This window comes from Kitasatospora sp. NPDC051164 (assembly GCF_044455625.1).
In the GTDB taxonomy this organism is placed as follows: Bacteria; Actinomycetota; Actinomycetes; order Streptomycetales; family Streptomycetaceae; genus Kitasatospora.
In genome coordinates this window covers 70,563-89,559 of sequence record NZ_JBITFB010000016.1, presented here as the reverse complement: position 1 = coordinate 89,559, position 18,997 = coordinate 70,563, and the positions used below count along the sequence as shown (strand labels likewise).

Below are 18,997 nucleotides of genomic sequence, written 5' to 3'. Positions count from 1 at the left end.
CGACTCCCGACCGACTCCCGGCCGGCACGGTCCGGTGGGCAGGACGTGGTGCCGTCGGCCAGGTGTGCGGATTAGGCTGTGCCGCGTCAGGGCCCTCGCACGACCCAAGACGTTGCAACACTTCGGGAGACACGCACGTGGCAGACCGCAAGCCCATTGAGTCCTGGCTGACCGACATGGACGGGGTCCTCATCCACGAGGGCACACCGATCCCCGGGGCGGAGGAGTTCCTGCGCCGGCTGCGGGAGTCCGGCAAGCCCTTCCTGGTCCTCACCAACAACTCGATCTACACCCCGCGCGACCTCAGCGCCCGCCTGGCCGGGATGGGCCTCGAGGTGCCGGAGGAGTGCATCTGGACCTCGGCCCTGGCCACCGCGAAGTTCCTCAAGAGCCAGCGCCCGAACGGCACTGCCTACGTGATCGGCGAGGCCGGGCTCACCACCGCGCTGTACCAGGCCGGCTACGTCCTGACGGACAACAACCCCGACTACGTGGTCCTCGGCGAGACCCGCACCTACTCCTTCGAGGCGCTCACCAAGGCGATCCGCCTGATCAACCAGGGCGCCCGGTTCATCTGCACCAACCCGGACGAGACCGGCCCCTCCCCCGAGGGCGTGCTGCCGGCCACCGGCTCGGTCGCCGCGCTGATCACCAAGGCGACCGGCGTCGACCCGTACTTCGTCGGCAAGCCCAACCCGCTGATGATGCGGGAGGCCCTGAACACCGCCGGCGCCCACTCCGAGACCGCCGTGATGATCGGCGACCGGATGGACACCGACATCGTCGCGGGCATGGAGGCCGGCATGGAGACCATCCTGGTGCTCACCGGCCTGACCTCCGCCACCGACGTGGAGCGCTTCCCGTACCGGCCGACCCGCGTGGTCAACTCGATCGCGGACCTGGTCGAGCTGGTCTAGCCTCTGCGGTGCTGTCGTGGGCCCCGTCCCGGCCGTTCGCCGGGGCGGGGCCCGCTTCGTACGTTTCGGCTCGCGGGAGGCAGGGCGCGGATGAGTGCGACGGGGGAATCACCGGACCCGGAGCTACGGGACCCGGAGCTACGGGACCTGGAGCTACGGGACCTGGAGCTGCAGGACCCGGAGCTAGGGGGCCCGGAAGCGGTGGGCCCGGAGCCGGCGGGGCCGGAGGAGAAGCGGGTCACCTGGGCGGAGCTCTACTTCGACCTGGTCTTCGTCTTCGCGATCACCCAGGTCTCCGGCCTGCTGCACCACCACCACGACGCGGCCGGCCTGGTCCGGGCGCTGGTGGTGTTCGTGCCGGTGTACTGGTGCTGGGTGGGCACCACCGTGCAGGCCAACATCCGGGACGTGGACAACGTGCGGGACCGCCTGGGCATCCTGCTGGTCGGTCTGGCAGGCCTGTTCATGGCGCTCGCGATCCCGGGCGCGTACGGCCGGCGGGGCGCGCTGCTCGGCGCCGCGTACTGGCTGGCCCGGGTGGTGCTGCTGCTCCTGCTGGCCCGCATCCCGGGCGTCTGGCGCGGCCCGTACGGGGTGGGTGTGCTGGTCAGCGGGCCGCTGCTGGTGGCGGGCGGACTGCTGCCGGACGGGCCGCGCCTGGTGCTGTGGGCGACGGCCGCGCTCTGTGACCTGGGCGCGCCGGTGCTGTTCCGGCGGCGGCTCGCGAGGGTCGCCTACCACCCGGCGCACATGCCGGAGCGGTTCGCCCTGTTCCTGCTGGTGGCACTCGGCGAGTCGATCGTCGGGATCGGTGGCACGGCGGCCTCCGCCCGGCTGGACGGGGCCGAACTCGCTGCCGTCGCGGTCGCGTTCACCATCTCGGCGGGCCTGTGGTGGCAGTACTTCGTGTACGCGGCCGACGCCATGCGGCACGCGGTGGTGATCGCCGACTCGCGCCGGGACGTGGTCCGGCGGATCTTCCAGTACGGGCACCTGGCGCTGGTCGCCGGGGTGATCGGGGTGGCGGTCGGCTTCGGGGAGACGGTCGCGGACCCGTGGCGGGCGCTCGGCCCGGGGTCGGTGACGCTGCTGTACGGCGGATGCGGACTGTACCTGCTGACCTTCGGGTACACGCGCTGGATGATGTTCCGTCAGGTCGCGACGACCCGGATCATCGCGGCGGTGGTGGTGCTGGTGCTGCTGCCCGCGATGGTGCGGCTGCCGGCCCTGGTGGTCCTGGCGACGCTGGCGGTGCTGCTGGTGACGCTCAACGTGCTGGAGCACCTCCGGGTGGAGCGCGCCTCGCGTTCCGCCGCCCGGGTTCCCGCAGCCGCCCCTGCTCCTGCGGCCACTGCCGCCCCTGCTCCCGTACCCACTCCCACTCCCGCCGCTGTTCCGGCGCCCGCGTCCGCTCCTGTGGAGTGAGTTGTCGGTGGGCCTGTGTAGCGTTCGGGGTGAAAGAGGGCGTGCGGCGCAGCAGCCGCGGTGTGGGAGGTAGATGTCGTGACGGACACGGTCGAGGCGGGCGTGGTCGAGGCCGGCGGGGGCGGCGGGCTGGAGCTGCCCGAGTCCTGGCGCGGGGTGCTGGGTGCCGAGGCGGAGAAGCCGTACTTCGCCGAGCTGGCGGCCTTCGTGGCCGCCCAGCGCGCGGAGCACGAGGTGTTCCCGCCGAGCGGCCAGGAGTTCGCCGCGCTGGAGGCCACTCCGTACGACAAGGTCCGGGTGCTGGTGCTCGGCCAGGACCCGTACCACGACAACGGCCAGGCCCACGGCATGAGCTTCTCCGTGCTGCCCGGCACCAAGACGCCGCCGTCGCTGCGCAACATCTTCAAGGAGCTGGACGCAGACCTGGGCGTCCCGGCCCCGGACAACGGCTACCTGATGCACTGGGCCGAGCAGGGTGTGCTGCTGCTCAACGCGGTGCTCACGGTCCGCGCGCACGAGGCGAACTCGCACAAGGCGAAGGGCTGGGAGAAGTTCACCGACGCGGTGATCAAGGCGGTGAGCGAGCGCGAGGAGCCGGTGGTCTTCGTGCTGTGGGGCAACTACGCGAAGAAGAAGCTCCCGCTGATCGACACCGAGCGGCACGTGGTGGTGCAGGGCGCGCACCCGTCGCCGCTGTCCGCCAAGCTGTTCTTCGGCAGCCGTCCGTTCTCGCAGATCAATGCCGCGCTGGACAGCTTCGGCGGCGAGCCGATCGACTGGCAGGTGCCCAACCTGAAGCAGGCCTGAGTTCGGGGCCGGGGCCCGTCGGGGGCGGGTCCCGATGTCGGGTGGCCGTGGGCCGGGCGGGTTCGATCTCCCGTTCACCCACGGCCACTTGGCGTTCACCGCTGGTGGCCGTCGGCCGGTCCCCGGTGTGCTTAGCTGGTGCCGTCCGGTCGTCGGACCGGTCCTGGGAGGGGCGGTACGTGCACGGGCTGAGGCGGGCGACGACGTTTCGGTGGGCGAGGGCGGGGGCCTCGCGGTGGGCCGTGGGGGCGGCGCTGGCCGGGGTGCTGGTGGCCGTGTCCGGCTGTAGCGGTACGGGCGGCGGCAGCGGGACGGGCGCCGGGCCCTCCTCGTCCAGCGTTTCAGCCTCCGGCGGAGCCGGCTCTGTCGGCGGGCCCGGTGGCCTCGCCCAGCTGCCCGGACAGGCCTTCTACGTCTCCGACCGGACCAACGCCGCCCGGCAGGTGGCCGTGCTGCGCGGTCAGGGTCGGACGGCGGAGGCGGACACGCTGCTGCGGATCGCCTCCCAGCCCTCCTCGCAGTGGCTCGGTGAGCAGGGCGCCAAGGAGATCGCCGAGCAGGTGAGTCGCCGGGCCGCCGAGGCAGGCCGGACGGCGGTCTTCGTCGCGTACGACATCCCGCACCGGGACTGCGGCCAGTACTCGGCCGGCGGCGCCCCCGACGCCGCCGCCTACCGGGCCTGGATCACCGATGTCGGGCAGGCCCTCGGCGACCGCGGGGCCTGGGTGGTGCTGGAGCCGGACGCCGTCGCGCACACCCTGGACAACTGCGGCATCAAGGGCGACCTGGCCGCCGAACGGTACGGCCTGCTGGCCTTCGCCGTGCAGGAGTTGAAGAAGCGCCCGAACGTCCGGGTCTACCTGGACGCGGGCAACCCCGGCTGGGCGCAGGACCCGGACGAGCTGGCCGCCGCCCTGCGCAAGGCGGGCATCGCCGCCGCGGACGGCTTCGCCGTGAACGTCGCCAACTTCTACGACACCGACCGGAACGCGGCGTACGGCGCCCGGCTCTCGGCCGCGCTGGGCGGCAAGCACTTCGTCATCGACACCAGCCGCAGCGGCAACGGCGCGCTGGGCGGCGATTCCTGGTGCAACCCGCCGGGGCGCGCCCTCGGCGAGCGGCCGACCGCCGACACCGGCCGGACCGGGGTGGACGCCTACCTGTGGATCAAGAACCCGGGGGAGTCGGACGGCGACTGCGGCCGCGGCGAGCCCCGGGCGGGCGAGTTCTGGCTGCCGTACGCGCTCGGGCTGGCGCAGGCGACGCGCTGAGGCCGGGGATCCCGGCGCGCCGGGACACGGTCACCGGCTCACCGGCTCGGCGACGCACCGGGCATGGTCACCGGCTCGGCGACGCAGTCGGCTCACCGACACGCCGGCTCGCCGACTCACGCGGTGACCTGGATCCAGCGGGCGACCGACGGGGTGCCGGCGGTGTCCGTCAGGAACAGCATGTACCAGCCCGGCGGCAGCAGGTTGGGGTTGCCGGGGAGGGTGAGCGAGACGCCGTCCGCCGTCCGTCCGGTGATGTCCAGGGCGACCGAGCGCTGCTCGACGTCCGTCACGTGGGTGACCGAACTCGGCCGGATCAGCTTGGCCGTGGCGACGGCGTCCGGCCGGGAGGTGCCGACGCTGACGGTGCCGCCGAGTTTCGCCGCCTGCGGCGCGGTGCCCACCTGCGGGCGGTCGCCGCGGTACAGGTAGGGCGGGGTGTAGATCTCGATGCGCTGCTCGAAGCCGCCGGGCTGGGTCTCGGCCTTGTCGGCGAAGAGCGGGTTGGAGCCGAGCACGGCGACCCGACCGTCGGGCAGCAGCAGTGCCTCCGAGTGGTAGTCGCGGCCGACGGCCGGCTCGGCGGCGGTGGTGAAGCTGCCGGAATCCGGGTGGTACACCTGCGCCTTGAGCAGGTCGCTGTCGCCCCGGCCGCGGTAGCCGCTGGAGCCGCCGGTGGTGAGGACGGTGTCGTCCGGGAGGATCACGCTGTTGAGGTAGCGGGTGCCGCCGGCCGGCAGGTCCGGGCCCGGGGTGAACGAGGGCCTGGCGGCGGAGAGGTCGGCGATGTCGGTGCGCGCCGTGGACAGCGGTGACTCGCCGACGCCGCCGCCGCCGAGGAGCATCACCTTCTGGGCCTGCGCGGGCGGCAGCAGCACCGAGGAGGAGGTCTCGGTCAGGCCCGGGTCGCGCAGGCCGGGGACGGGCTGGAAGCTGTTGTCCGACAGGTCCCACACGCCGGGCTCGCGGCCCTTCTCGGCTGGGCCGTAGCCGCCGTTGGAGCCGGAGTAGAAGAGCTTGCCGGAGGCGGTGAGGAAGATCGCCGGGTAGGTCGGGAAGTAGTGGTCGGGTGCCTTGGCCCAGGTCTTGTTCTTCGGGTCGTAGACCTCGTTGGTGTTGCCGTTGAGGATCTCGCCGGTGTCGTCCAGCCCGGAGACGGTGACCACCCGGCCGTCGCCGAGCCCGGTCAGCGTCGGGTACCAGCGGGCGTAGGCCATGTCGGTGACCGGCTCGTACAGCTCGGTGTCCGGGTTGAACTCGAAGGCGGAGCGGATGCCCTGGTACTCCTGCTTGTCCAGGGTCAGCTTGTCGCTCTGCCCGTAGACGTTGTGGGCGTCGGCGCCGCTCAGGCCCTTGACCCGGTACTGGGCGGGGGAGCCGGCGACGTAGTCGGGTCCGGTGCCGACCGCTTCCACGAACACGTGCTGCTCGCCGGCGGTGACGACGGTCTGCGGGCCGGAGCCGCTCTTGGTCGCGGCCGGGACGGTCACCGGGACGGTGCTGGCGTACTCGCGGCCGTTCGGGGCGACGAACACGGTGCCCTTCGGGAGGGCCCGGTCGCGCTCCGGGCTCTCGTTGCGCACCCGCATGACGCCGGCCGCCTTCTTCACCACGCCCGTCAGCTTCTCGTACCGCTGGGTGCCGCCGGCCACCAGGACCCGGCCGTCCGGCAGCGAGGTGTGCCCGCCGCAGAACATGTCGGCCGGGGTGGGTATCAGCTTGTAGGTGTTCTTGGCCGGGTCCCAGAGCAGGCTCTTGAAGGTGCCCGCGTTGAACTGCTTCTCGTCGTTGCCGGAGCCGGCCACGATCAGGACCTTGCCGGTGCGCAGCAGGGTGGCGTGGACGGCGTTGACCCGGAACTCGGCGGGCAGCGTCAGGGTCTGCCAGTGGCCGTACTGCGCCTTGTACTCGGGGCGGTTGATCACGTAGTGGTGGTACTGCTGGTTCGCGAAGCCGAGGACGGCCGGCGCGTTCATCCCGGCCACCGCCAGCGCGACGGTGCTGCCGAGGGCGAGGCGCTTGGTGCGGCCGGTCTGGTGGATCCTCACGGTGGTTGCTCCCTCAGTGGATGGGGGTGCCGCTCCCGGCCCGGTCGGGTGCGGGGAGGGTGAACGGCGGCTGCTCCGGTGCCGTCCGTGCGTGCGGTCCGGTTCCGGCGGTCGGCACCGCCCGGGGGTCGCGGGCGTGGCGCGGACGGCGCTTCTCCAGGAGGACCTTCGGGGTCGCCGCGGGGCCGCCGGTGACGGTGAGGGTGGCGGTCGGCCGGCTGCGGCGGCGTACGGCGTCACCGGCCAGGATCAGGATCGGCAGGAGGGTCAGCGCCAGGGCGATCCAGGCCCAGGTGCGCATCGCGACGTGGTCGTAGCCGGTGAAGTGGGAGGCGGTGAGCGCGCCGCCGAACACCAGCGTCCAGAACAGGTGGAAGCGGAAGGTGCCGAGACGGTCGGTGCTGGCCGAGCGGCCCTTCGGTGTCACCTCGAAGCGGCTGCGGCGGCGCACCAGCGCCTGCAGCAGCGAGGCCGCGTAGATCGGGCCGCAGAGTGCCGACATCACCATTCCGGCGACCCCGGAGGAGCCGGCCGGCTCGTGCGGGCTCACGTTGTGCTTGCGGTTCCAGGTGTAGAGCAGGAGTTGGAGCGCGGCGGCGTCGCTGTAGAGCATCATCCAGATCTCGGAGGAGACGTGGACGCCCGAGGCGCCGAAGCCCAGGTAGAGCACGCCGGACAGACCGCCGAGCAGCCAGGTGAGCGCGGCCATCGGGTAGAAGCCCACCATCAGCGAGTAGTTGAGCAGCCGGCCCGGCGAGAGCTGCCAGAACACCCGCCAGTACTGGGTGAGCAGGGTCTCGTAGGTGCCCCGGCTCCAGCGCAGTTGCTGGGAGAAGAAGTCGGTCCAGGAGGACGGGCCTTCGCCGACCGCGAGCACGTCCGGGGTGTACACGGACTTCCAGCGTTCTCCGCTCTCCGGGTTCCGGCTCCGGTGGAACTCCAGGCCGGTCGCCATGTCCTCCGTGATGGAGTCGTACAACCCGCCGATCGACTGGAGCGCGCGGATTCTGACGGCGTTGTTGGTGCCGACGAACATGGGCGCGCCGTAACGGTTTCCGGCGCGCTGGATGAGCGCGTGGAAGAGGTACTGCTGGCTCTCGGAGAATGTGGTGACGGCCGAGCCGGAGCTGCGGTAGTTCCCGTACACCTGGGGCCCGACCACGAATGCCACGTCGGGGTCGCGGAAGTAGCCGAGCATGCGCTCGCAGAAGTCCGGCAGCGGAACGTGGTCGGTGTCGACGGACACCCAGAAGTCATAGTCGTCGCCGTGCGCCTGGAGCCAGGCGTTGTAGTTGCCGTGCTTGCTCCTGGCCCGGAACCGGCCCTTGGAACGGTTCCAGTGCGGCCGCCCGGCGCGGGTGAAGTGGCGGACGCCCAGCTCGGCGCAGAGCGCCCGCATTGCAGGATCGTTTCCCTCGTCCAACAGCCAGATCTCGTACGGCCCGTCGTGCCGCACGGCGCGGGCCGCGGCCAGCGTGGTCCGGACCATCTCCGGCGGCTCCTTGCCCGGCACACAGGTGGTGAGGAACGCGACCCGGGTGCCCGGCTCCGGCGTCACGGGGATCGGATCGCGGGCGACCAGGGTCGCGTGGGTGTTGGAGCCCACGTTGACCAGCCGGAACACCTCGACCACGGCAATGATCCCGATCATCAGCTTGTCGCCGAGCAGCACCAGGGGGTTCGTCTCGTCCAGCCGCTCCGGCCAGTGCTCCGGCAGCAGCAGCCAGATCAGCAGCACCGCCTCCACCACGGGGGCGGCCGTCAGCAGCAGGACGGCCCGGATCCGGTGCGGCTCGCGGCGCAGCAGGCTGCGGTACCGGACGCGGTAGGGGGCGGCGGGGGGTTCGGGTTCGGTGAGGGGCTCGGGCTGGGCCCCGGGTCCGTGGTGGTGGCCGGAAGGCTCGGGGCAGTAGACCCCGCCGCCGAGGTCGTCGTCGTCCTCGTCCGGGTCGTGCGCCGGGCCGGCGAGACGGCTGAAGTGGCCGTAGTCGTACGGGGCTTCGGGTATCGGTAACTCGCTCAGGGCGGCGGCCTCGTCGAGCCTCCCGGTACCTCGCCCGCGGGCCGTTCCGGCGTTCTTTCGCCGTGTGAACGGCGTGGTCATGGCTGCTCCCCCCGGAGTTCCGCGCCTTGCTTCGCTGCTCGGCTCTGCTGGGCATTGCTCGGCTTTGCGTTGTCCCGACCTGGGCGCCGTCCGGGTGGAAAACCCCTGTTGAACTGCGGTTTCCAGGCAGTTTCCGGGGCTGTCGTCCTACGCATCCAGTGTGTGCGACCTGTGCGCCCGGTTCGGTCGCGCGCCCGTACGGCGGTCTCGAATGCCGGATCCCGATGCGCTATCCGGTTTCCCCTCCGGGCGCGTGGGACCTTGACTTCCTCAACTCTCCCCGAGCGTCACGGTGATCGCAACCAATCCGAGCGATGCTCACCGCACAAGCATGAAGATGCCACGGTTCCCGGCCAATGTGGCGGGCATTGATGCTATTGCAGCGAATTCGGCATGAGAACGACCGGACCAACCCCGAAGAGCGATCGGGTCGTTGGCTCGGGCGCGAGGGTTCTGGCACCAACCACTACGCGATCCTCCGGGGCGAGGCCGGTGCCGACCGCATCGTCCGCAGCCTGCTCGCGGACGCCCCCGCCGCGGGGTAGCCGGCCGGCCCGGCCCGTCCGGCCCGGCCCGGGAACGGCGAAGGCCGGCGGGGTTCGAACACCCGCCGGCCGTACCGCCTCTGGCTCTACCGCCCCCGGCCCTACCGCTCCCGGCCCTACCCTTCCCGGCCGGGAGCGGGCCTCCGCCCCTCGGTGCGTCAGCCGGCCGTGCCGAGGAAGCTCTCCCAGCCGCCCGCCGGCGCCTGCCCGACGTTGAGCGAGCGCAGCTTGCGCAGCGTGGACTGGTCCTGCACCTCCAGCCACTCGACGAGCTGCTTGAAGGAGACCAGCCGGACGTCCGGCTTGCCCGCGATCTCCTTGAGCGCCTGCTCGACGGCGTCCATGTAGATGCCGCCGTTCCACTGCTCGAAGTGGTTGCCGACGAAGAACGGCGCGCGGTTGCTGTTGTACGCGCGCTCGAAGCCCGCGAGGTAGGAGTTTGCGGCCTGGGTGCGCCAGTCGTTGTACTTGGCCGGGTCGCCCTTGGTGCTGCCGCTGGACTGGTTGGCCAGGATGTTGTAGTCCATCGACAGGACCTGGAAGGTGTGCCCGGGGAACGGGATGGACTGCAGCGGGAAGTCCCACACCTTGCCGTCCTGAACCTTCTGCGGCCATATCTGAAGACCGCCCGAGGAGCTGGCGTCGTACTTCCAGCCGAGCTTGGCGATGGTCGGCAGCAGCGCCTTCTGCCCCTCCAGGCACGGGGTGCGGCCGCCGATGAGCTCCTTCTTGTAGTCGAAGGGGAGCGGGTCGACGTCGGTGAACCCGGTGTTGGTCCGCCACTGGGTGACGAAGCCGATGGCCTGGTCGATCTCGCTCTGCCAGTCCTCCGGGGTCCACATGTTGACCCCGTTCTTGTCCGGGCGGCTGGAGCAGAAGTGCCCGTTGAAGTGGGTGCCGATCTCGTGTCCGGCGAGCCAGGCCTGGCTGATGAGCTTGAGTGTGCTCTTGACCGCGCCGTCCGACAGGTACGGGATGTCGGAGGCTCCGACCGAGTGCTTCGGCGGGTGGTACAGCTCGGCCTTGCCCTTGGGCAGGGCGTAGATCCCGGAGAGGAAGAAGGTCATCGTGGCCTTGTACTGCTCCGCCAGCTTCAGGAAGCGGGGGAACTGGCCGTCGTCGGTGCCGCCCGCGCCGTCCCAGGAGAACACCACGAACTGCGGCGGCCGCTCGCCCGGCTTGAGCTTCTCGGGCTTGGGCTGGTTCGGCTGGGGGCCGGTGTCGGCGTTGGAGCCGTCGCCGATCGGGGTGCCCTTGGGCACCACGGGGGCCGGGCCGCCGGTGCTGCCGCCCTGGGTGGCACCCGTGCCGCCGGAGCCGGGAGAGGTGGAGCCTTGGCCCGAACCGGATCCGCTGCTGGAGCAGGCCGAGACCGCGCCGAGGGCTGCGGTCGCAGCGGTTGCACTGAGCACCGTCCTGCGCGAGATGCTGGTCATGGTCTCCCCTGGGTGCCGATGCCGGTGGTGAGGGCGGTCCGCGGCCACACCGGTCAAATCGGGCAATTTGATGAGTATTCCGCCGTTAGCATGCCATGTTGCTGCGACGGCCTCCAAGGTCGCCGAGCTCCGACGACTCTCAACACGTCGGGCGCGTGCGGCTGGGCTGCACGGATTCGGCGTCTGTTGCCGTCCTGTGACGCTTCGCACTCCTCGCGGCCCGCGCATTACGCTACCGCCGGTCTGCCCGGGTTCAGTGGGGGTTCGTCAGCGTTCGGCCCGGTTGATCGCCCTTTTGGGAAAACTTTTGCCCCTTGATGGGCGGAGCGGCCCGAAGGCAGGGGTCCGGCGAAGGCGGCCGTCCGGGGGTGCGCCGGTCAGAGCGCGGCAAGCCGCCGGTTGCGGCGCACCATCCGCGCGATCGCGGTGCTGATCGCAGTGGCCGCCGCGCAGGAGACCACGAGGCTCAGCCAGGCGGTGTTGAACCAGTGGCTGTTCAGCCAGCCCAGCGTCACGATGTAGGCCGCCCAGATCAGCGCCGCCAGCGCCGACCAGTGCAGGAAGCGGTGCGGATGGGCGGGGGAGTGGCCGATGGCCACGTCGAGGACGGTCCGTCCGGCCGGGACGAACCGCGCGATCACCACCATCGCGGCGGCGGCGGCGCCGTGCGGGCGTTCGATCAGGGCCTCCTGGACCCGGGTCACGCTGGCCGCGAGTTTGGGGCGCCGGGCCAGCCGGCGGTGCAGCATCGGGGCGCCGCGCCGCGCCAGGTGAAGCAGGAGGACGTCGCCCAGGAAGGAGGCCACTGCCACGCCCAGGCCGAGCAGCAGCGGGGCCCCGTTGATCTGCGCCGTCTTGAGCACGGCCAGGATGACCAGCGTCCCGCTGGGAATGAAGGGGAGGAGGGCGTCGCCGAGCACGGCGAACAGAGCCAGGGCGCAGATCCACGAGGATCCGATCGCCGCCACGAAGTTCAAGGCCCTTACTCCCTCCACGCCGCCCGAGCGAGCAGGTGGCTGTAGGGGTCAACGCTAGCGCCTCGATTTTTCATGCCATGAAGCACCCCGGTATGCCGCAGATCACGACCGCGGGTTCCGGCCGCCGGTCGCGCTGCCGGGCCGCACGCGCGGGCCGGTGGCACAGGGGGGCGTCCCCTGTGGAGGAAGGCTGCCGCACATCGAACGAGCCCCCGGGGCGGGGTGCCGCGCCGGGGGCTCGCAGTGATCGTTCGGAGCTGGTCCAGCCCGACGATCTTGCTGGTGGAGTGCGGACCCCGCTCGGCGATCCGCTCCTGATCACCAGACTGCCGGACGCCGGCCGCCGTCGCGAGCCCCGGCGCTGGCGACTTCCGGCGCTGGCGTGAAGTCGCCAGCCGTGTCCGTCCGATGGCTTTCCGTCAGTCGAACGGTCGGTCGGTAGCCCTGAGCGGAATGGCCGAAACGCGTCCGGACCGGAACCGAACGACACCCGGCACCCGGGAACAGCGAGCCCCCGGTCGTGGTTGACCCGGGTCGGCAGCAGCGACCGCCGGGCCCACCCGGACCCGTGCGATCGCCACACGAAGGCCGGCTCAAGGACAGCCAGGAGGGCGGACGGCATGACCACCGAGGACCAGCAGGAGCACGGGACCGAGCCGGCGGCCGGCGCGGCGATCCGGGGCACCGCCCGCGGCGCGGCGCCCGCTCCGCTCTCGATCCTCGACCTGGCCACCGTCGGCGTCGGCTACACGCCGGCCGAGGCCCTGACGGCCACCACCGCCCTGGCCCGCAAGGCCGAGCAGTGGGGCTACCACCGGTTCTGGGTGGCCGAGCACCACGGCATGCCCGGGGTGGCCAGCTCGACCCCGGCCGTCCTGATCGCCCACCTCGGGGCCAACACCACGACGCTCCGGCTCGGTTCGGGCGGCGTGATGCTCCCCAACCACGCCCCGCTGGCCATCGCCGAGCAGTTCGGCCTGCTGGAAGCCCTGCACCCCGGACGCATCGACCTCGGGCTCGGCCGCGCCCCCGGCACCGACCCGGCCACCGCCCGCGCGCTGCGCCGCGGCAACGCCGAAGGCGCGGACGACTTCCCGCAGCAGCTCGCCGAGCTGACCCACTTCCTCGACGGCGACTTCCCCGCCGGGCACCCGTACGCCCGGCTGACCGCGGTGCCCAAGGGCGAGGGCCGCCCGCCGGTCTGGCTGCTCGGCTCCTCCGGCTTCAGCGCCCAACTCGCGGGCCGCCTCGGCCTCCCGTTCGCCTTCGCCCACCACTTCAGCAGCGCCAACACCCTCCCGGCCCTGGACCTCTACCGCTCGTCCTTCCGCCCCTCCGCCGTCCTCGCCGAGCCGTACTCGCTGATCGGTGTGAGCGCCGTCGCCGCCGACGAGGAGCCCTCGGCCCGCCGCCTCGCCCGCTCCGCCGCGCTCGGCATGCTCCGGCTGCGGCGCGGCAATCCGGGCCCGATCCCCACCCCGGAGGAGGCCGAGCAGTACCCGTACAGCCCGGCTGAGGCGGACTTCATCGACAGCTGGCTCGACAACGTCGTGCTCGGCGACCCGGGCCGGGTCGCCGACGGACTGGAGGCCCTGCGCAAGCGGACCGGGGTGGACGAGCTGATGGTCACCTCGCACATCCACGGCCACGAGGCCCGCCTCCGCTCCTACGGCCTGATCGCCGAGGCGTACGGCCTGACGGCCACTGCCACGGCCACGGCCTGATCGCGGAGGCGTACGGCCCGACCGAGGCCAGGCGTCCGGCGGCGGCCGCTACCGCCCGTCCAGGGCGGGGCGGCCCTCGCGGAGTATGGCCGCGACCAGCGCGGCCTCGCCCGGTCGGGCGAAGTACCAGCCCTGGGCGGTGTCGCAGCCGGTCAGCCGCAGCCGCTCGGCCTGGGCGGCGCTCTCGATGCCCTCGGCGGTGACGGTCAGGCCGAGGGCGTGGGCCAGTTGCACCATCGCGCCGACGATCTGCTCGTCGGCGTCGCTGCGGCGGGTACCGAGCTCGGGGAGGCCGGGGCGGTCCGCGGGGGCGGGGTCGCGGAAGCCCTCGATGAAGGTGCCGTCCAGTTTCAGCACGTGGACCGGCAGCCGGGAGAGGTAGGCCAGGTTGGAGTAGCCCGTGCCGAAGTCGTCGATCGCGATCCGCACCCCCATGTCCGCGAGCGCCTGCAGGGCCTGCAGCGGGCGCCCGCCGGGGCCGAGCAGGGCACTCTCGGTGATCTCCAGCTGGAGCAGCCGGGCCGGCAGGCCGGTGTGTTCGAGGGCTCGGGCGACGTCGGCGACGACGTCGGAGTCCCAGATCTGGCGGGCGGCCAGGTTGACGCTCACGAAGGTCTCGGTGTCCGGGAATTCGGTGAGCCACTGCCGGGCCTGGCGGCAGGACTCCTCCAGCACCCACTTCCCGAGCGGCACGATCGCGCCGGACTCCTCGGCGAGCGGGATGAACCGGTCGGGCGAGAGCGTCCCGTAGCGGGGGTGGCGCCAGCGGACCAGGGCCTCGGCCCCGTGCACGGCGCCGTCGGCCAGGCCGACCAGCGGCTGGTACTCGATGGTGAACTCGCCGCGCTCCAGGGCCGGCCGCAGCGCGGTCGCGAGCAGCTGGCGGGTGAGCTGGTGGGCGCCGCGGTCCGGGTCGTAGAGGGTCCAGCGGGCGCGGCCGTCGGCCTTGGACCAGTAGAGGGTGGCGTCGGCGTCCTTGACCAGGTCGGTCGGGGTGGTCTCGTGCACGGAGCGCTCGACCACGCCGACGCTGGCGGTGATCACCAGCCGGTGCCCGGCGATGTCGAAGGGACGTTCCAGCACCTCCAGGATCCGGGCGGCCAGCTCGGTCAGCTGCTCGCTGCCCAGGCTGTCGGTGACCAGGACGGCGAACTCGTCGCCGCCCATCCGGGCCACCAGGTGGGTGTCGTGCCCGTCGAGCCCGCGCCGCAGCCGGGCGGCGACGGCGATCAGCAGCTGGTCTCCGATGTGGTGGCCGAGGGCCTCGTTGATCGCCGCGAAGCCGTCTAGGTCCAGGTAGCAGACACCGACCCGGCGGCTCCCGTCGGCGGCTGCGCCACGCGTGGGCTCCTCGGTCACCGTGAGGCAGGCGGCGTCGAGCCGTTCGAAGAAGTAGGCCCGGTTGGGCAGCCGGGTCAGCGGGTCGTGCTGGGCCTGGTACTCCAGACGGTCGCCGAGCCGGCGCTGCTCGGTGATGTCCTCCACCAGTGCGAGGGTGTAGAGCGGCTGCCCGGCGCCGTCCCGGATCAGCGAGACGGTGACCTTGCTCCAGACCTCGTGGCCCTCACGGTGCTTGAGCTGCTTCTCCACGCGGAACCGTTCCCGCTCACCGTCGACGAGCTCGGGGAACAGCCGGGCCGGCATGCCCTCCGGGTCGATGATCTCGTGCAGGTGGGTGCGGACCAGTTCGCCGACGCTCCGTCCGATCAGGGCGGCGAAGGCGGGGTTGACCTCGATGATCCGGTCCTCGGGATCGATCAGGGCCATCCCGATGACCGCGTCGCAGAAGGCGGCCCGGAACCGGGACTCGCTGGCCCGTAGCGCGGCCAGCAACCGGTCGGTCCCGCCGGTGGCGCCCCGGTGTGTGCCGTCGGTGAGCGGTGCCGAGCAGGTGGGGCAGAGCAGCACCTCGGGCTCCTCCAGCGTCCCGCAGGCGCCGAGGGCGGTAGTGGAACCGGCGACCAGCCCAGCGGCGGAACCGGAGACCGGTCCGGCGGCCGGGTCGAGGACCGGCGCGGCGAGGTGGTGGTGTGGTGATCCCTCGTGCCGCACGCCCGGGTGGTGCGCGTCGGCCCCCTCGTTCTGGCCCGGCACGGCATGCTCCCGTCCGCTGCTGACGCTTGACGATGGTTCGGCCGGTCAGTCGGGACTCCGGCGGCCGGCTCCGCGCCCTGTCGTGGTCCTCGGAGTCGGTCCGCTGCGGTGCGCCCGCCGTGGGGCGCTGTCGCGTGGGGACCCGCGTGAAGGACAGGGCGCTTCGGCCGATCATAGGCCGCGACGGCAACGCGCCGTGACCGCCGCCAGGGTGATTCGCCCGCTTTGTGATTATGGGTGTCGGTACGTGCGGACGCCCCCGGTGCACATCTCATGATGTGCGCCAGGGGCGCGTGCGCCGAAGCCGCGCCCCTGGGCGCCGGTTGCGCGCCGGGGTGGGGCAGGCGCAGACGAAGCGGAGGAGGCGGTGGAGAGATGTCGGGGCGTCAGGCCAGCTTCGCCGTGAGGGTGATGGTGGTGCCGGTCAGGGCCTGGCTGACCGGGCAGTTGGCCTTGGCGTCCTCGGCGGCCTTGACGAAGCCCGCCTCGTCCAGGCCGGGCACGTCGCCGGTGACGGTCAGGTGGATGCCGGTGATGCCCTCGCCCGGCTGGAAGGTGACATCGGCCTGGGTGTCCAGCGTGGTGGGCGGGGTGCCGGCGCCGGACAGGCCGTTCGAGAGGGCCATCGAGAAGCAGGCCGAGTGGGCGGCGGCGATGAGCTCCTCAGGGCTGGTCTTCCCGTTGGCCTGCTCGGCGCGGGCCGGCCAGGACACCGGATACGTGCCGATCCCGGACGAGACGAAGGTCGTCTGGCCCTTTCCCTGGAGGAGGTTGCCCTCCCAGGCCGTACGAGCGGTGCGGGTGGTTGCCACGATCGGTACCTCCATTACTGGGGGACTGCTCAACGGTCGCTTCCGGTCATGCACGCACCAGCCTACGGGCAACCCGCTGCCCGGCCCGGCGTGTCACGCCGCGCCGGACGACGCCCGACGGCCCTGGTGGCGCCGGGTGCCGACGGGGTCCCGTGGGCACCGCCGGCTGTCCGGATCGTGGACGGATCAGCTCAACGGTGCGGGGCCCGAGCGGGGCCCTGTTAGATTTGCCCGGGCCCGAGCCCGGCCGGCGTACGGTCGGGCGCCCACCCAGCAGACACCGGGAGCCGCCCCGATGACGGACCACTCCACGACCCCCGACGCCGGCCTGTCCGAGGGGATCGACGACGCCGTACGGGCTGAGCTGACCAGCCTGCGCGAGAGCATCGACAACATCGACGCCGCGGTGGTCCACATGCTGGCCGAGCGGTTCAAGGCGACCCAGCGGGTCGGCCGGCTCAAGGCCGAGCACAAGCTGCCGCCGGCCGACCCGGCGCGCGAGCGGGACCAGATCAAGCGGCTCCGCGAACTGGCCGCCGGGGCGAAGCTCGACCCGGTCTTCGCTGAGAAGTTCCTGAATTTCATCATCGCCGAGGTCATCCGGCACCACGAGGCCATCGCCCGCGCCTGAAGGGGGAGCCGCGCGCCTGAGGGGGAGCCGGAGGGAAGGGGAGCCCAGTCCGGAGGGCCCCTGGATACGGTTCCGGAGCGATCTCGGAGCCTTCCCGGTCGCACTCCTGGGGCACTTTCGGAACGCGGCACGGGCACCCGGCGATGTCGGTGACGGCTAAATGCCCGATTTCGCCAGGCTCCATGGTTGGCGTAGCGTGCAGGTTTCCCCAGCCGGAGAGGTGGAGCAGCGACGATGGCGGTGAACCTGCCCGCAACGCCCAGCGGAGCTCCCGACGATTCCGCCACCCAGCACGCCCCGCACGCCCCGCACGCCCAGGACGCCCCGTACGCCCCGCACGCTCACCAGGCACCCGGCGGTCGCGCCGAGGCCCGCCGTCGGGCCCGCGGTTCGGGTGGGCGCCGAGCCACCCGCCCGAACGGGACGGGCCGTACAGGCCGTACAGGCCGGTCGGGTCGCCGTCCCCGGCCGTGGTGGATCGAGCTGCCGGCGATGGTCGTGGTCGGCCTGGCGGTCGCGCTGCTGATCAAGACCTGCCTGTTCCAGGTGTTCTCCATCCCGTCAGGCTCGATGGAGAACACCCTGCGGATCGGTGACCGGGTCGGCGTGAACAAGCTGGCGCCGTTGACCGGCTGGGAGCCGGAGCCGGGGCAGCCGGTGGTCTTCAAGGACCCGGGTGGCTGGCTGCCGCCGCAGCCCACCGACCCGAACCCGTTCACCAAGACGGTGAGCTCGGCGCTCAGCTTCGTCGGGCTCGTGCCGCCGAAGGACGACAACTACCTGGTCAAGCGGGTCATCGCGACCGGCGGCCAGACCGTGCAGTGCGAGGGCACCACCCTGAGCGTCGACGGGCGGAAGGTGGACGAGCCGTACCTGCACGCCGGCGACGACTCCTGCGCGGGCCTGGACTTCGGTCCGGTGAAGGTGCCCGCGGGCTACGTCTGGGTCGAGGGCGACCACCGCAGCGACTCGGCCGACTCCCGCTACCACCAGCGCGGCCCCGGTGGCGGCGCCGTGCCGGTGAGCAACGTGGTCGGCCCGGTGGCGGGCGTCGTGTGGCCGATCAATCACCTCGACTGGTTCGGCTGGACCGGCCGCTGACCGCGCGCTCGGCGGCCACCCGCTCCCGGGCGCCGTGGCCGTCGCGGGCCCCGTCGGACCCGTCGCGAAGCCCGTCGGAGCCGTCGCGGACGGGATCCGCGTCCACCGCGACCCCGACCTTCTCCTCCGCTCCCGACGTGCTCGCCTGAGCCGCGAAGGCCCCGGCCAGCACCAGCAGACCGCCCGCGATCTGCGGCAGCCCCAGGTGTTCGCCGAGCAGTACCCAGGCCAGCACGGTGGCGACCACGGCCTCCAGGTTGGCCACCACTCCGGCGACCGGCGGCGAGAGGTACCCGACGGAGATCACGCCGGTCAGGTAGGCGAGCACGGTCGCGATCAGGACCATCCACACGGCGGGGACGAACGCGGGCAGGGTGTGCCCGTTCATCACCACGTCGCCGCCGAGCGGGCTCCAGTCGGCCTGCCAGGGCCGGGTGACGGCGGTGAGCAGGACGGCGCCGATGAGCAGCCCGTACGCGCTGACGGCCAGCGGGTCGACCGGGCGCTCGCCGTGGCGGCCGGCGTCGGCGAGCACGAAGTAGCCGACCTGGCAGCAGGCCGCGCCGAGGGCGAACAGCACGCCCAGGGCGTCGAAGCTCAGGCCGTTCCAGACCTCGACCACGCAGGCCAGGCCGGCCACTGCGACGCCGGCGCCGATGGCCGCGCCCCGGCTGATCGGCTTGCGCTGGACGAACTTGACGTAGCCGATCAGCAGCGGCGGCCCGAGGTACTCGATGAGCAGGGCGACGCCGACCGGGATGCGGGAGATCGCCGCGAAGTAGCAGGCCTGGACGCCCGCCACGGCGAGCAGGCCGAAGCCGAGCAGCAGGCCGGGGCGGCGCAGTACGGCGTCGCGGTGCCGGTAGGCGATCGGGAGGAGGGCCACGGCGGCGCCGGTGACCCGCAGCCACACCACGTGCAGCGGGGAGAGACCGGCCTCGATCAGCGGCTTGGCCGCCGTACCGGAGCCGCCGAAGGCGAAGGCGGAGATCAGCGCGAGGCTGAGGCCGAGGGTTCTGCCCGAAGGGAGGGTGGACGGGGCCGTTGATCTGTGCACCGCCGCATTGTGACAGTCATACCGATACTTCGGTAAGGCGCCATTTCG

The 18,997-nt window shown here is 72.2% G+C and carries 14 protein-coding genes; 7 read left to right on the top strand and 7 right to left on the bottom strand.

The features are described 5' to 3' along the window. Positions 1 to 137: 137 nt before the first annotated feature. From ACIBEC_RS24160 to ACIBEC_RS24145, 4 genes are all read left to right on the top strand, one after another. Entirely contained in the window at positions 138 to 917 is a 780-nt protein-coding gene (locus ACIBEC_RS24160) for an HAD-IIA family hydrolase (RefSeq protein ID WP_360497044.1), read from the top strand. Positions 918 to 1,007: 90 nt separating this feature from the next. Further along, positions 1,008 to 2,342, top strand: a complete 1,335-nt coding sequence (locus ACIBEC_RS24155) for a low temperature requirement protein A (RefSeq protein ID WP_360497047.1) — start codon at positions 1,008 to 1,010, stop codon at positions 2,340 to 2,342. A gap of 78 nt (positions 2,343 to 2,420) precedes the next feature. Further along, positions 2,421 to 3,149 (top strand): uracil-DNA glycosylase, encoded by a 729-nt coding sequence (locus ACIBEC_RS24150; protein ID WP_360497050.1) that lies wholly within the window; start codon positions 2,421 to 2,423, stop codon positions 3,147 to 3,149. 242 nt (positions 3,150 to 3,391) lie between these two features. Next, positions 3,392 to 4,420, top strand: a complete 1,029-nt coding sequence (locus ACIBEC_RS24145; protein WP_360497052.1) for a glycoside hydrolase family 6 protein — start codon at positions 3,392 to 3,394, stop codon at positions 4,418 to 4,420. A gap of 116 nt (positions 4,421 to 4,536) precedes the next feature. Here ACIBEC_RS24145 and ACIBEC_RS24140 read toward each other — a convergent pair whose 3' ends face one another. From ACIBEC_RS24140 to ACIBEC_RS24125, 4 genes are all read right to left on the bottom strand, one after another. Continuing rightward, positions 4,537 to 6,468 carry a galactose oxidase-like domain-containing protein gene (locus tag ACIBEC_RS24140; RefSeq protein ID WP_396288820.1) on the bottom strand — a complete coding sequence of 644 codons (1,932 nt, stop codon included), beginning with the start codon at positions 6,466 to 6,468 and terminating at the stop codon, positions 4,537 to 4,539. A gap of 13 nt (positions 6,469 to 6,481) precedes the next feature. Beyond that, the gene (locus ACIBEC_RS24135; RefSeq protein ID WP_360497055.1) at positions 6,482 to 8,572 is read right to left on the bottom strand and encodes a cellulose synthase catalytic subunit; all 2,091 of its coding nucleotides are present in this window, start codon (positions 8,570 to 8,572) and stop codon (positions 6,482 to 6,484) included. Between the two features lie 703 nt (positions 8,573 to 9,275). Further along, complete coding sequence (locus ACIBEC_RS24130; protein WP_360497058.1) at positions 9,276 to 10,553, bottom strand: hypothetical protein; 1,278 nt, start codon at positions 10,551 to 10,553, stop codon at positions 9,276 to 9,278. A gap of 377 nt (positions 10,554 to 10,930) precedes the next feature. Next, a complete protein-coding gene (locus tag ACIBEC_RS24125; protein ID WP_360497257.1) occupies positions 10,931 to 11,521 on the bottom strand; it encodes a VTT domain-containing protein in 591 nt (196 codons plus the stop codon). Positions 11,522 to 12,150: 629 nt separating this feature from the next. On the opposite strand from ACIBEC_RS24125, the gene ACIBEC_RS24120 reads away from it, so the two are divergent. Beyond that, positions 12,151 to 13,254, top strand: a complete 1,104-nt coding sequence (locus tag ACIBEC_RS24120) for an LLM class flavin-dependent oxidoreductase (protein WP_360497061.1) — start codon at positions 12,151 to 12,153, stop codon at positions 13,252 to 13,254. A gap of 48 nt (positions 13,255 to 13,302) precedes the next feature. Here the strand turns inward: ACIBEC_RS24120 and ACIBEC_RS24115 are convergent, their stop codons facing one another. Together ACIBEC_RS24115 and ACIBEC_RS24110 are read right to left on the bottom strand one after the other, a co-directional pair. Continuing rightward, positions 13,303 to 15,348, bottom strand: a complete 2,046-nt coding sequence (locus tag ACIBEC_RS24115; protein WP_360497064.1) for an EAL domain-containing protein — start codon at positions 15,346 to 15,348, stop codon at positions 13,303 to 13,305. Positions 15,349 to 15,734: 386 nt separating this feature from the next. Then, a complete protein-coding gene (locus tag ACIBEC_RS24110) occupies positions 15,735 to 16,160 on the bottom strand; it encodes an OsmC family protein (RefSeq protein ID WP_360497067.1) in 426 nt (141 codons plus the stop codon). A gap of 295 nt (positions 16,161 to 16,455) precedes the next feature. On the opposite strand from ACIBEC_RS24110, the gene ACIBEC_RS24105 reads away from it, so the two are divergent. Both ACIBEC_RS24105 and lepB read left to right on the top strand, forming a co-directional pair. Next, positions 16,456 to 16,791, top strand: a complete 336-nt coding sequence (locus tag ACIBEC_RS24105; RefSeq protein WP_030060240.1) for a chorismate mutase — start codon at positions 16,456 to 16,458, stop codon at positions 16,789 to 16,791. A gap of 234 nt (positions 16,792 to 17,025) precedes the next feature. Continuing rightward, positions 17,026 to 17,892, top strand: coding sequence for a signal peptidase I (gene lepB / locus ACIBEC_RS24100; RefSeq protein WP_360497071.1), 867 nt, complete (start codon positions 17,026 to 17,028; stop codon positions 17,890 to 17,892). Here the strand turns inward: lepB and ACIBEC_RS24095 are convergent. Beyond that, a complete protein-coding gene (locus tag ACIBEC_RS24095; protein WP_360497073.1) occupies positions 17,855 to 18,949 on the bottom strand; it encodes a DMT family transporter in 1,095 nt (364 codons plus the stop codon). The genes lepB and ACIBEC_RS24095 overlap by 38 nt on opposite strands. Positions 18,950 to 18,997 lie beyond the last annotated feature (48 nt).

Bases quoted from the DNA above. Each gene is read 5' to 3' on its own strand.
- ACIBEC_RS24120 (WP_360497061.1), top strand. From the start codon at position 12,151: ATGACCACCGAGGACCAGCAGGAGCACGGGACCGAGCCGGCGGCCGGC.
- ACIBEC_RS24105 (WP_030060240.1), top strand. From the start codon at position 16,456: ATGACGGACCACTCCACGACCCCCGACGCCGGCCTGTCCGAGGGGATC.
- lepB (WP_360497071.1), top strand. From the start codon at position 17,026: ATGGCGGTGAACCTGCCCGCAACGCCCAGCGGAGCTCCCGACGATTCC.
- ACIBEC_RS24135 (WP_360497055.1), bottom strand. From the start codon at position 8,572: ATGACCACGCCGTTCACACGGCGAAAGAACGCCGGAACGGCCCGCGGG.
- ACIBEC_RS24155 (WP_360497047.1), top strand. From the start codon at position 1,008: ATGAGTGCGACGGGGGAATCACCGGACCCGGAGCTACGGGACCCGGAG.
- ACIBEC_RS24130 (WP_360497058.1), bottom strand. From the start codon at position 10,553: ATGACCAGCATCTCGCGCAGGACGGTGCTCAGTGCAACCGCTGCGACC.